Source organism: Chitinimonas lacunae, assembly GCF_042650885.1.
Taxonomy (GTDB): domain Bacteria; phylum Pseudomonadota; class Gammaproteobacteria; order Burkholderiales; family Chitinimonadaceae; genus Chitinimonas_A; species Chitinimonas_A lacunae.
In genome coordinates, this window is the sequence record NZ_JBHSBU010000001.1 from 695,416 (window position 1) to 708,199 (window position 12,784).

Genomic DNA, 12,784 nt, shown 5'->3' on the forward strand with positions numbered 1-12,784 from the left:
TTATAAATATATTCTGTTGATCTGGCTGTCTAATGGCGTTTTGCCATCCATACTCCGGCCACAATCACGGCGGCGCCGGCAAACTGAAGCGGCGAAATCTGCTCGCCAAACAAGGCCCAGGCCGCCAGCGCCGAGACGATGGGCTGGAACATCAGACACAGCGCCGACAGATGGGCCGGCAGATGGCCCAGGCCATAGGCAATCAAGGTCTGGCCCAGCACCTGGGTCACGATCGCCAGCCCCGCCAGCGTGGCCCAGCCGTGCAGCGAGGCAGGCACCAGCTTCTCGCCGCTCATCAGGGCCACCGCCAGCAATACCACAGCCGCGCCCACCCCGCTCACTGCCATCAAGCGTGCGACATCGACTTCGCGCCGCACGCTTTTCATCAGCAATAGATAAGCGCAATAGAACGCGGCTGCGACCGTGGCCAGCAGGTCGCCCCGAAAGCGCTCGGGCGACAGGGTGACGTTTTCGCCCGTGAGCAGCGCGACACCCAGCAAGGTGATCAGAAAACTGGGCACGAAGGCCCGCTCTATCTTGTCGCGCCAGATCAGCCAGCCAAGCAGCGGCACAAAGAACACCGGTACGCAGTTGGCAAGCAGGGTGGCATTGGCCACCGTGGTGATATGCAGGGAGTGATGCCATACCGCCAGATCGGCGGCAAAAAAAGCGCCAAGCAGGAGCGATGCGCCAAGCCGACTTTGGCCCGGACGGACGGCCGGGCTGGTACGAGCGCTCAGTAGCCACAAAAAAGGCAGCGCCAACGCCATCCGCCAGAAACCGGTAGCGGCGGGGCCAACCTCGCTGACGCGGACGAAAATGCCGGCAAAGCCGATACAGGCAGCCCCGAGAAGCAGGGCCGGGAAAGCGTAACGTGAGGCGGACATGAAGGGGTGCAACAAGGAAAAAGCCTTCGATTCTAGAACGGCCGTGCCGGGCAGTATAGGAAAAACCCTGCGTGTAACGGTGTTGTAAGCACCAGAGAAATAGGTAAAATACCCGACAAAATTACTCGGGAATAAACTTTTATGTCCAAACCGCTGGTAGTGGTTGCCCATCCGTCCCTGAACGGCGAGTCGCGCATCAATCTCGCCATGGCCGAGGTGGCCCGACAGGCCGGGTTGCCGGTACATGATCTGTATGCCTGCTATCCCGATTTCCGCATCGATTGCGCGGCTGAGCAGGCCCGCATGGCCGAAGCCTCGGCGCTGGTGCTGCAATTCCCGCTCTATTGGTACGCGGCGCCGGCGCTGCTCAAGGAATGGCTCGATGTGGTGCTGACGTATGGCTTTGCCTATGGCCGCGAGGCACGGGGTCTGCGTGGCAAACCTTTATTGCTGGCGGTGAGTGTGGGCAGCCCTGAAGCGGATTTCCGGGCCGAAGGCCGGGCCGGGGCCAGTCTCGATGAATTGCTGCTGCCGATCAGCCATACCTTTCGCTATTGCGATATGCAGCTTGAACCGAGCTACGCCATTTTCGGTGTCGATCGCATCGACGAAGTGGGGCTGGCGGCGGCGATGGTCGACTACCGGCGGCGTCTGGGCGCGCTGACCGCCTCAGCGCTTGCCGAAGCCCAACCCGTTTGTTAGCGTGGCCTCTTTTTTGATCGTGGGGCCGGGCATGCATCTTTCCGAGATTTTTGTTTATCCACTCAAGTCGTGCCGTGGCAATTCGCTGACCATGGCCGAGGTCGAGGCGATGGGGCTGCGTCATGATCGGCGCTGGATGCTGGTGGACGAACAGGGCAGTTTCCTGACCGGCCGTGCCCACCCCAGGCTGGTGCTGATCGAAGTCGAGATGAGTGATGAGGCGGTGGTATTCCGTGCCCCGGGAATGGAGCCGCTACAGATGGCGCCAGGCCGGCTGACGGATTCGATGCCCGTGACGGTATGGAGCAGCAACTTTGCCGCCCAGGTGGGCGATGACGAGGCCGATTTCTGGTTCTCGGAATTCCTGGGTCTGTCCTGCCGTCTGGTCTACACCGACCAGCAGACCACCCGGCGGGTCAAACGGGCGCCGGAATTGCCCGTCAGTTTTGCCGATGGCGCGCCGCTATTGCTGATCGGCTCGGCCTCGCTCGACGATCTCAATAGCCGGCTGGCCAAACCGGTCTCGATCCGCAATTTCCGCACCAATCTGCTGGTACAGACCGAGACGCCCTATATCGAAGACGGCTGGCGTTATCTGCGGATCGGCGAGGCGGTATTCGAGCAGACCCACCGTTGCAGCCGCTGCCTGTTCACCACGGTCGACCCCGATCTGGCCGAACCCGATCCGCAGCGCCAGCCGCTGGCGACCCTGAACGATTATCGCCGTGCCGATGATGGTGTCTGCTTCGGGGTCAATCTGGTGGCGAGACGGCTGGGGATGATCCGGCTAGGCGACACCGTCGAGTTGCTCGACAAACTCGACTGATAACAAATCCTCGAGTCTTGGCCGTGCGGTTTCTTTTGAGAAATCCAGGGTTTACTTGCACAGGGCTGTCGCAAATCAAAGCAGCGGCGCGACAATTGTCTACACTCCTTAGGTAGCGGGCCTTCACCGCATCACCATGGAGATTTCTGATGAAACCCTGTTGGATCCTGCTGGCACTGGCTGCGACGGCCCCGGTCGCAGCCTGGGCCGAAGACAAGCCGGCCTCGATCAAGCTGTGTTACGAGAACGAAGACGTCTATCCCTGGATTCTCAAAAGCGGCAAGGGCCTCAATATCCTGCATCTGGAAGCCGTTGCCAAAAAGACCGGTTTGAAGTTGGAATTGGTCGGTCTGCCCTGGAAGCGCTGCCTGTCCGAATTGCAGGCCGGGACCATGGATGGCGCTTTCGCCGCCAGTTACAAGGATGACCGCGCCGTCTACGCCGCCTACCCGATGAAGGACGGCAAACACGATCCGGCACGCCGCATGATGTTCGACAGCTACAGCCTCTATCGGACCAAGGGCAGCAATCTTGGTTGGGATGGCAGCAAATTCAGCAATCTCAGCGGCAAGATCGGCGTGCAGTCGGGCTATTCGATCATTGACCAGCTCAAGGCCGCCGGCGCCAACCTCGACGAAGGCGCCAAGGCCGCCGATGACAATCTGAAGAAACTGGCCGGCGGGCGGGTTCAGGGCGTGGCACTGCTGACCGTTGAAGCCGACAACTCGCTCAAGGGCAATCCCGAGTTCGCCAATATCGAAAAGGTGTCGCCGCCCCTGGTGGAAAAACCCTATTACCTGATGCTGGCCAAGCCCTTCCACGCCAAGTATCCCAAGGCCAGCGAAGACTTGTGGGCCGCCGTGGCGGCGGTGCGCGAGTCGCCTGAATACAAGGCGCAGGAACAGGCGTTCTTCAAGAAGTAATCCCCAACTTCGCTGCGGCGAAAACAAAAACCGGCCGTTTCTGCGGCCGGTTTTGCTTTGCTGTCCGGGCAGGAGCCGGCCTCAAGTCCGGACCGATCAGGTATTGGTCTCCACCTCCGAATACACCGCGCCATGGCCCAACAGCCAGTTGATCGCCCGATGACGCTCCAGCGTAATGCTGTGGCAAGCCTGCCGTGCGGCGTCGTCCGCCTGATCGATGGCGCGGCCGTCGATCGACAAATCGTTATCGACCAGCCGCAGACTGTCGATTTTCAGCGGGCCGAACCAGGCGGTGTCGGCGAACTCACGCCAGTTCATGGCTTCCGGCTCAAGCCGGTACTGCTGTAGTCGCCAGTGCAGCGCAAACAGCGTCTCGCCAAGTTCGAGCAGCGCTTCTGCCGGCCGCAGTGTCGGCGCACTCAGCAGCATGGGGGCCGGCGCCAGAAAGTCGAGGCTCTCCACAACCGCGTTGGGCTGCACTATCGACTGGTAATCGGGCAGCGGATGACGACCGAGCGCCCAGGCCAGCACCGCGAGTCCTTCCACTTGCCAGGTGCCGTTGACCTGATCTTCCTGGCTCAATTCACCAAGCGGCGTCTCCAGCAAAGCCCGCTCTTGCGGCTCCAGCTCGTCCGCGATGCCCAGGCGTTCCAGCCACGGCAACAGTTGCGCCACGGTCGCCGCACTGCCTGGCTCATCGGCTTCCCGCTCAAGAAAGGCCCGGCACACCAAAGCCGACATCACCAGCGCCCGCTGTGCCACCCGCCCGGCCGTGGGGGGATGGAGCTGGAAATCCTCGTCCAGATCATCCACACACAAGGCCCCCACCAACAGCTCGCGATCGGGCTGCCAGAGCGAGTCATGGCTCAACAGCAGGCCATCGAACTGCCGGGCCAGGTCGAAAGCGCTTTCCCAGATATCGAGATTCTGTTCAGCCCGCTCCGGGTCGTCAGTGTCGATCTGGAGAATCAGCACCGTCTGGCAGCGGCGCAGCCACTCGATGGCCTGGGCGCGGGCGCCGGCCTCGCCCGGCTGGGTGCCGGCCCAGTTCTGACGGTCGATCAGATGGGCAGGGACGGCGGCGCGCGGCAGGGGAGCGAGGCGCAGTACATCGCCTTCGAGCGGCAGTATCCAACAGCCGTCGGCAGCACGATCGATCTGCGGAAACAGTTGGCGCAGATCGGGGTCGGCGACGGGGAGATAGAGGGCGGCTTGCGCAGACAGCATGGAGGTGATCCGGGTAAAGAGGGAGGAAGCCGGAACTAAGGCGACCGGCTCTAAAGAATATTTATTTATGGATAAATGGCAATCCAGATCTTGCAGAGGTTTTTCCGATTATTTGTATCGGATCATCAATGATTGCGCTTGGGCAGCATCACCCGGTTGCGGCCGCCGCGTTTGGCCTGATAGAGGGCCTCGTCGGCGAATTTGACCAGTCCTTCGCTGCTCTCGATGGCCGGGAAGCTGGCGATGCCGCTGGAGAAGGTGGTGTTGAACCAGGTCTCGTTGAAGGGGTGCTTGATCTGCGAGAAGTCGCGCCGGATGCGGTCGAGTACTTCGAAAGCATGGTCGGCGGCGGTGCCGGGCAGCCCGACCAGAAATTCCTCGCCGCCATAGCGGCCGACGATATCGGTTTTGCGCAAGCGCTGTTTGAGCAGCCAGGCCAGGCTGCGGATGATCTGATCGCCGACCGGATGGCCATAGGTATCGTTGACCTTCTTGAAATGGTCGATATCGATCATCGCCACGCTCAGCACGCCGTTGTCGCTCGCGGCCGCACTGACGGCCTGGTCGAGCACCCGTTTGGTGCTGGTGTGGTTAAGCAGGCCGGTCAGGCTGTCATGGAACATCGAGCGGCGCAGGGCGCGATAACGTTCGATCTTGGTCTTGACGATGGCGTTGAGCCAGACCGGGTTGACCGGTTTGGTCAGGAAATGGTCGCCACCGAGCCGCAGCGCATCGATCTGCATGCCGACATCGGTCTCGCCCGACAGATAGACGATGGGAATCGACAGGAACTGCGGATGCTGCCGGATCACCCGTGCCGCTTCGACCCCGGTGCAGTTGGGCATATGCATGTCCATCAGGATCAGATCGGGGTTGTAGCGCTTCAAGGCGTCGAGCACTTCGCGCGGGTTGGAGACGGCCGAGCTCTGGATGCCGTTTTCCTCCAGCGTGCGCTGGATCAGCTTGATGGCGGTGATCGAATCTTCGACCACCAGTACCCGATATTCCTCCTGCTCCTCGCTATCGTTGAGTTCGAGCACCTTGGCCACGATGGTGGGCAGCGAGGTGCCGCGCGGGAAGCAGTAGTCGCAGCCGGCCGCGAGCGCGGTCTGTAGACTCAGGAAATCGGTCTGGACGGTGAGCGCCAGCAGATTGCTGGCGTCGAAACGGGCGCGCAGGGTGCGGATCCGGGCGCTCCACTCGCTGGTGAGCAGGCCCGCCACATCGAGCAGCAGTAAGGGAACGGAAGGGGATTCGGCCGGGACCGCGTCCCAGCGGAAGATATCGACTTCGATACCGAAATAGCCGAGCTGGGCGATCAGGTCGCGCCAGCTTTCTTCATTCTGCGATACCAGCCAGAGCTGGCGTACCGGTTGCAGATCGCTCGGGGCGGCCAGCGGGCTGGTGCTGATCCGGCGCTCTTCGCGCGGACGGCTGTTGGCGGCGATATAGTCGCTGACCCGTTCGACCAGACCTTTGAGCTTCTGGTCCAGCTCAGCCATGGTTTCGGGCTTGATCGGGTGGCTGCGCTCGTCACCGAACAGCGCCAGTGCCACCTGTTCGAGATCGCGGCCCAGATGGTGCAAACCCGAGAGGCCGCGGGCGATCAGGAATTCGGCAAAGCTGTTGAGCGTTACCGCGAATTCCACAAAGTTTTCAAAGGTGGGGGTCGAACAGTAACCGTCCCAGGTGGCGGTAAGGGCGGTGCATTTCTGCTGTAGTTCGACAGAGGAGCAGGACATTGGAGACTTGAGTCGGGAAGCCCGGCGATCTCATCGATATTAGCACGCCAATACCGAGATCGCCGAACGTTTATGACAAATGCGTTGCTGGATGCGCGATCCGCTCAGACCCCGCGCAGCAACTCATTGATGCCGACCTTGGCACGGGTCTTGGCATCGACCTTTTTCACGATAATCGCGGCATAAAGGCTGTGGCTGCCATCGGCAGCGGGCAGGCTGCCTGACACCACCACCGAACCTGCCGGCACGCGGCCATAGAGGATTTCACCGGTTTCGCGGTCGTAGATCCGGGTCGACTGGCTGATATAGACGCCCATCGAAATCACCGAACCCTGTTCGACCACCACGCCTTCGACAATCTCGGAGCGGGCGCCGATAAAGCAGTCGTCTTCGATGATGGTGGGGCTCGCTTGCAGCGGTTCAAGCACGCCACCGATCCCGACGCCGCCCGACAGATGGACGTTCTTGCCGATCTGGGCGCACGAGCCGACCGTTACCCAGGTGTCCACCATGGTGCCTTCATCGACATAGGCGCCGATATTGACATAGGACGGCATCAGCACCACGTTGCGGCCGATGAAGCTGCCGCGCCGTGCCAGCGCCGGCGGCACCACCCGGGCGCCGGTAGCCTTGAAGTCGGCTTCGCCGTAGCCCTGGAACTTGGACGGCACCTTATCGAAGAAGCGGGTGAAGCCGCCGCCGTCCATCACTTCGTTGTCGTGGGTGCGGAAATACAGCAGCACCGCTTTTTTCAGCCATTCATTGACCTGCCAGCTACCGTCACGTTTCTCCGCCACGCGCAGTGCGCCGCTATCGAGCTGGGCGATGGCGTATTCGATGGCCTCGCGCAGCTCCGGCGTCACCGTGTGCGGGGTGATTTCGCTGCGATGTTCGAAGGCTTGTTCGATCAGGGACTGGGTCGGGTGTTGCATCGGCAGGTTTCCTTGAAAAAGGCGCGGGTCGTGGTGATCCGCCAATAAAAACAATCAAAAACTCAACAATCGATCAAGCTGCGGCGCAGAAGGCGGCTATCCGGCGCGCCGCCTCGACACAGTCGGCAAGCGGGGCCACCAGTGCCAACCGCACGCGGCCACGGCCTGGATTGCCACCATGGGCATCGCGCGCCAGAAAGCTGCCCGGCAGCACGGTGATATGGCAGTGGCGGAACAGATCGCGCGCAAACGCCTGATCATCGCCGGCATAGCGCTCAGGCACGCCAGCCCATAGATAGAAGGCCGCCGCCGGGCGCTCGACCGCCAGCGGGCCGGCCAGGAGCGGCAGGACGGCGTCGAACTTGGCCCGGTAGCACGCACGGTTGACTTCGACATGGGGCTCGTCCTGCCACACCACCGCACTGGCGGCCTGCACTGCCGGCGCCATGGCCGAGCCATGGTAGGTGCGGTAGAGCAGGAATGGCGCAAGTACCTGCGCGTCGCCGGCCACAAAGCCCGAGCGCAGGCCCGGGGCGTTGGAGCGCTTTGACAGGCTGGAGAACACCACCAGACGGCGATAGTCGCGGCCGAGCCGCTGGGCGGCTTCCAGGGCGCCTAGCGGGGGGGCATCGAACCAGATTTCCGAGTAGCACTCGTCGGCGGCAATCACGAAACCATAGCGGTCGGACAGCTCGAACAGGCTGCGCCATTGCGGCAGGTCCATCACCGCACCGGTGGGATTGCCTGGTGAACAGACGAACACCAATTGGGTGCGGCGCCAGACTTCAGCAGGAACAGCGGCCCAATCGGGCTGGAAACCGTTTTCCGGCAGACAGTTCAGGTAGTAGGGCTCGGCCCCGGCCAGCAGCGCGGCGCCCTCATAGATCTGGTAGAAGGGATTGGGCGACAGCACCAGCGGCGGGGTGCAGTCCGGGGTGCGACGGTTGATCACTGCCTGGACAAAGGAGAACAGCGCCTCGCGGCTGCCGTTGACGGGCAATACCTCGCGTTCGGGATCGGGCGGGGTAATGCCGTAGCGGCGGGCAAGCCAGCCTGAGATCGCCTGACGCAAGGCAGTGCTGCCCTGAGTGGCCGGGTATTGGGCCAGGCCGCGTTCGAGCGCGGACATCAGCGCCTCGGTCAATAAGGCGGGAGTCGGGTGTTTCGGTTCGCCGATCGACAGATCGATCGGGGCAAGTCCGGTCGGGGCGTTGCAGTCGGCCAGCAGGGCACGCAGACGCTGGAACGGATAGGGCTGCAAGCGGTCTAGGAGCGGGTTCATCGATGGCGGGGCAGGGCGGAAGCGCTCGATTATAGGCGGCTTTCCCGTGCCGCAAAACCGGGGCGACCAGCCAGGCGGGATAGGCTCATCTGCATCATGACGGTAAAATGGCGCGCTTCCGGACCGGGACCGCCCCTGCCGCCCCGGCCGCTTTCATTTATCCGCGTCACTTCACGCGTCATTGCAAAGCAGGAGAAATATGATGCGCCCGATTCGCACCTTCTGTACCGCCACTGCCCGCCATCTCTGTCTGATGCTGACGGCACTGGTGCTGGTAGCACCGGCAGTGGCCGTTCCTCAGGACGGTATCGTTGATTCCCAGGGCTTGCTGGCCGAACCGGTCACGGTCCTGCCCAGCACGGCCGCCGTGCCCGATGCCCCGCTGCCCGGTGACACGGCCGCCGCCGCCGAACCGATTGCTGCGGTCAAGCGGCCGCAAGCGCGTGGCAGCAAATCGCCGCGCGTCCGGCGCGAGGCGCGCACCAGCAAGCGCGGTCGCGCCATGGCCGGCAAGGCTGCCGCGCGCGGCAGTAAGGCCAAGGCGGTCAAGGGAGGTAAATCTTCCAGCAAGGCTTCAAGAAAGGGCGGCAAGCGTCGATAGGGGAAAAAGTCCGCTGGCGCTCCCCTGCGCAGTGGACTAGAGTGAACCGGCAATTCCCTGGGAGTACCGCCATGAATATCAGCGCAATCGCCAATGCGGCCAGCAACGCCGCTGCTGCTCAGACCACCGGTGCCGCTTCGATCCTGATGTTGCGCAAGGCACTCGATCTGCAACAGCAAAGCGCGGCGCAATTGCTTCAGGCGCTGCCGCAACCGAGCAATCCCGCCCATCTGGGCAACGCGGTCGATATCCGCGCCTGAGCCCACCAATTTCTCGATCTCTGCCGCCCTTGGGCGGCATTTTTATTGCATAACGGCGAAGCGGGCCACTCCCTGCTAAGATAGCTGGCTTGCCCTCCCACAGATCGCATCTTCCCTGCGCATGACCCTAGACGACGTCTTCTCCGCCACCGGCTTATTCGCCAAAGCCGAGCCCGGTTATCGCCCCCGACCCCAGCAAATCGAGATGGCCCGGGCGGTCGAGGCTGCTATCCAGGGCAAGAAACCGCTGATTGCGGAGGCGGGCACCGGTACGGGCAAGACCTATGCCTATCTGATTCCGGCATTGCTGTCAGGCGGCAAGGTGGTGGTTTCGACCGGGACCAAGCCGCTGCAAGACCAACTGTTCCATCGCGATCTGCCCAAGGTCCGTGCCGTGCTCAATCTGCCGGTGACGACCGCCCTGCTCAAAGGTCGCTCCAATTACGTCTGTCACTATCACCTTGAGCGCGCTCAGTCCGATGGCCGCTTCGCCCGCAAGGAAGAGGTGACCCAGCTGCACGAGATCGCCCGTTTCGCCAAGGTGTCGCGCGATGGCGATAAATCGGGCTGCAATAAAGTGCCCGAATCCTCGCCCGTCTGGCTCCATGCCACCTCGACCAAGGAAAACTGCCTGGGCGGCGACTGCCCCTATCACCAGGAATGCTTTGTGATGAAGGCCCGCCGTGAGGCGCTCGAAGCCGATGTGGTGGTGGTCAACCATCATCTGTTCTTCGCCGATCTGTGGCTCAAGGGCGAGGGTGCCGGTGAGCTGCTGCCGCGTTGCAATACGGTGATCTTTGACGAAGCCCACCAATTGCCCGAAGTGGCGAGTGCCTTCTTCGGTGAGACGGTGGCCTCGGGCCAGTTGCTTGAACTGGCCCGCGATGCCCGGGCCGAGGCACTGGTATCGGCCAAGGACTTTATCCATCTGCCCCAGGCGGCACTCGATCTGGAGAAGACCACCCGCGATCTGCGGCTGGTGTTCGGTCCCGAAACCCTGCGTCTGCCGCAACATCAGCTGAGCGACAACGAGGCTTTTCACGATGCGCTCGATGAGCTGGCCACCCGGCTGAATCATTTGGCCGATCTGCTGAGCCGCCAGGCCGAGCGCTCGGAAGGTCTGGAGAATTGCCGCCGTCGCGCCGCCGAGCTGCTGGCCATTCTGCGCCGCTGGCAGGATGCCGAGAGTGCCGAGACCGTCCATTGGATCGAAGTCGGCAGTCAGGGCTATCAGCTCAATGTCACGCCGCTCGACATCGCCAAGCTGTTTGCCCGGCAGATCGACCAGGAGCGTGCCTGGATCTTTACTTCGGCCACCTTGGCGATGAATGGCAACTTCAACCACTACGCCTATGAGATGGGCCTGTGGGAGGCCGATCAGGCGGCCTGGGAGTCGCCGTTTGCCTACAAGAGCCAGGCGGTGCTCTATGTGCCGCAAGGCATGCCTGACCCCAATTCGCGCGAATACACGGCTGCCGTGGTCGAGGCGGCGCTGCCTCTGCTCAAGATGTCGCAGGGACGGGCTTTTCTGCTGTTCACCAGTCTGCGGGCGATGCGGGAAGCCTATGATCTGCTCAATGCCCGGTTGCCGGCGCTGGGGCTGAAATTCCCGCTGCTATTGCAAGGCGAAGGCTCGCGCAGTGAATTGCTCGACCGTTTCCGTAAACTGCCCAATGCCGTGCTGGTGGCCAGTCAGACCTTTTGGGAAGGCATCGACGTCAAAGGCGAGCAGCTCCAGCTGGTGGTGATCGATAAGCTGCCGTTTGCCCCGCCTGACGATCCCGTGCTGTCTGCCAAGGTCGACAAGATCAACAAAGCCGGCCGCAATGCCTTTATCGAATATCAGTTGCCACGGGCGGCGATCACCCTGAAACAGGGGGCCGGTCGTCTGATCCGCGATGAGCACGATAAAGGGGTGTTGATGATCGCCGATCCGCGTCTGGTCGAGAAACCCTACGGCAAGCGGATCTGGCAGGCCCTGCCGCCGATGCTCCGGACCCGCGAGCAGAGCGTGGTCGAACGTTTCTTTGCCAAGGTGATCGGTGTGGGAACGAAAGCTGCCGCGACGGTCAAGCCGTCCTAACCTATTCCGATTGCCGTTCTACCCGTCATGTCGAAATCCTCTGTCGGACTCGCCGGCCGTCTTGCCGCCATCACGCTGACGCTGATCCTGCTGGTGCTGGTGGCCTCGGCCGCTTATGTCTACCGCTATATCTCGACGCCGTTACCGCTGGGTGCGCAGCCGCACAGCTTTACCCTCGAACCCGGCACCACGATGCGCGGCGCGGCCAATCAGCTGGCGGCGCAAGGGTTGGTGGAACAGCCCTGGTTGTTGATATGGATCGCCCGCGCCACCGGCCAGGATTCACGGATCAAGGCCGGCAGCTACGAATTCACCGCGCCGCTGACCGTGCTGGGTCTGCTCGACAAGCTCAGCGACGGTGATGTGTCGAGTGCCACGCTGATGGTGGTCGAAGGCTGGAACTGGCGGCAGGTGAGGGCGGCGCTGGCGCGCCATCCGCATCTGAAGCACGATTCCGCCGCACTTGACGATGCGGCCTTGATGGCCGCGATCGGTGCCGGCGAAACCTCGCCTGAAGGGATGTTCTTTCCCGATACCTATCATTTCGCCAAAGGCAGTTCCGATCTCAAAGTGTTGAGCCGGGCCTATCAGGCCATGCAAAAGCAACTGGCCGTGGCCTGGGAAGCCCGTGCGGCCGACCTGCCGCTGAAAACGCCTTATGAAGCCCTGATCCTGGCTTCGATGATCGAGAAGGAAACGGGTAAGCCCACCGATCGCGGGATGATTGCCTCGGTCTTCGTCAATCGGCTGCGGATCGGTATGCGTCTACAGACCGATCCAAGCGTGATCTACGGCCTGGGCGAGCGTTTCGACGGCAATCTGCGTCGGGTCGATCTGGAAACCGATACGCCTTACAACACCTACACCCGCAGCGGCCTTACTCCGACCCCGATTGCCATGCCCGGCCGCGAGGCCCTCTTGGCAGCCGTCAATCCGGCCAGCAGTAAATGGCTCTACTTCGTCGCCAAAGGTGACGGCACTTCCCACTTCTCCGAAACCCTGGAACAGCACAATCAAGCTGTGCGCCGCTACCAACTGGGTGCCCACTAAGCAGTAAGCAGAAAAATAAATATTCCTGCAAAATCTGTGCAAGATTTGGTGCTGGATATAGACAAAAAGGAATGTTTATATCCGGCAGCCCTTTGACTATTCTCTCCTTGCTGTCCCAAACCCGCCCCCCTCAGCACCACTGCCTGCTTCCCATCTATTTCCATGGTTGGTTATAAAATATTCTGTATTTACATAATGAAAAGGGAGGAAGAGCGCTGTTGGGGAGGGGTGTCTGTGCCCTGTTGGTTTGTGGGGGGGCGACCGCAATT

Annotated in this window: 12 protein-coding genes; 7 read left to right on the forward strand and 5 right to left on the reverse strand. The window is 61.9% G+C overall.

All coding sequences use genetic code 11. From position 1 onward, the window contains the following. Nucleotides 1–29: 29 nt before the first annotated feature. Entirely contained in the window at nt 30–887 is an 858-nt protein-coding gene (locus ACFOW7_RS03100; protein WP_378160904.1) for a DMT family transporter, read from the reverse strand. A gap of 141 nt (nt 888–1,028) precedes the next feature. On the opposite strand from ACFOW7_RS03100, the gene ACFOW7_RS03105 reads away from it, so the two are divergent. From ACFOW7_RS03105 to ACFOW7_RS03115, 3 genes are all read left to right on the forward strand, one after another. After that, nucleotides 1,029–1,589 carry an NAD(P)H-dependent oxidoreductase gene (locus ACFOW7_RS03105; protein WP_378160906.1) on the forward strand — a complete coding sequence of 187 codons (561 nt, stop codon included), beginning with the start codon at nt 1,029–1,031 and terminating at the stop codon, nt 1,587–1,589. 31 nt (nt 1,590–1,620) lie between these two features. Further along, the gene (locus ACFOW7_RS03110; protein ID WP_378160909.1) at nt 1,621–2,415 is read left to right on the forward strand and encodes an MOSC domain-containing protein; all 795 of its coding nucleotides are present in this window, start codon (nt 1,621–1,623) and stop codon (nt 2,413–2,415) included. A gap of 149 nt (nt 2,416–2,564) precedes the next feature. Then, a complete protein-coding gene (locus ACFOW7_RS03115) occupies nt 2,565–3,338 on the forward strand; it encodes a substrate-binding periplasmic protein (protein ID WP_378160911.1) in 774 nt (257 codons plus the stop codon). 96 nt (nt 3,339–3,434) lie between these two features. On the opposite strand, the gene ACFOW7_RS03120 is transcribed toward ACFOW7_RS03115, so the two are convergent. The 4 genes from ACFOW7_RS03120 to dapC form a co-directional block, all read right to left on the reverse strand. After that, entirely contained in the window at nt 3,435–4,565 is a 1,131-nt protein-coding gene (locus tag ACFOW7_RS03120; protein ID WP_378160913.1) for a DUF4272 domain-containing protein, read from the reverse strand. A 125-nt stretch (nt 4,566–4,690) separates the two neighbouring features. Beyond that, nucleotides 4,691–6,307, reverse strand: a complete 1,617-nt coding sequence (locus ACFOW7_RS03125) for a GGDEF domain-containing response regulator (RefSeq protein ID WP_378160915.1) — start codon at nt 6,305–6,307, stop codon at nt 4,691–4,693. A 104-nt stretch (nt 6,308–6,411) separates the two neighbouring features. Continuing rightward, nucleotides 6,412–7,239, reverse strand: a complete 828-nt coding sequence (gene dapD, locus ACFOW7_RS03130) for a 2,3,4,5-tetrahydropyridine-2,6-dicarboxylate N-succinyltransferase (RefSeq protein WP_378160917.1) — start codon at nt 7,237–7,239, stop codon at nt 6,412–6,414. Nucleotides 7,240–7,312: 73 nt separating this feature from the next. After that, nucleotides 7,313–8,521, reverse strand: a complete 1,209-nt coding sequence (gene dapC / locus ACFOW7_RS03135; protein WP_378160919.1) for a succinyldiaminopimelate transaminase — start codon at nt 8,519–8,521, stop codon at nt 7,313–7,315. Nucleotides 8,522–8,720: 199 nt separating this feature from the next. Here dapC and ACFOW7_RS03140 point away from each other — a divergent pair, with 199 nt between their 5' ends. From ACFOW7_RS03140 to mltG, 4 genes are all read left to right on the forward strand, one after another. Next, nucleotides 8,721–9,122 carry a hypothetical protein gene (locus ACFOW7_RS03140; protein WP_378160921.1) on the forward strand — a complete coding sequence of 134 codons (402 nt, stop codon included), beginning with the start codon at nt 8,721–8,723 and terminating at the stop codon, nt 9,120–9,122. Between the two features lie 71 nt (nt 9,123–9,193). After that, complete coding sequence (locus ACFOW7_RS03145) at nt 9,194–9,382, forward strand: putative motility protein (protein WP_378160923.1); 189 nt, start codon at nt 9,194–9,196, stop codon at nt 9,380–9,382. A gap of 121 nt (nt 9,383–9,503) precedes the next feature. After that, complete coding sequence (locus ACFOW7_RS03150; RefSeq protein ID WP_378160925.1) at nt 9,504–11,465, forward strand: ATP-dependent DNA helicase; 1,962 nt, start codon at nt 9,504–9,506, stop codon at nt 11,463–11,465. Nucleotides 11,466–11,492: 27 nt separating this feature from the next. Then, nucleotides 11,493–12,515 carry an endolytic transglycosylase MltG gene (gene mltG / locus ACFOW7_RS03155; RefSeq protein ID WP_378160927.1) on the forward strand — a complete coding sequence of 341 codons (1,023 nt, stop codon included), beginning with the start codon at nt 11,493–11,495 and terminating at the stop codon, nt 12,513–12,515. Nucleotides 12,516–12,784: the final 269 nt, after the last annotated feature.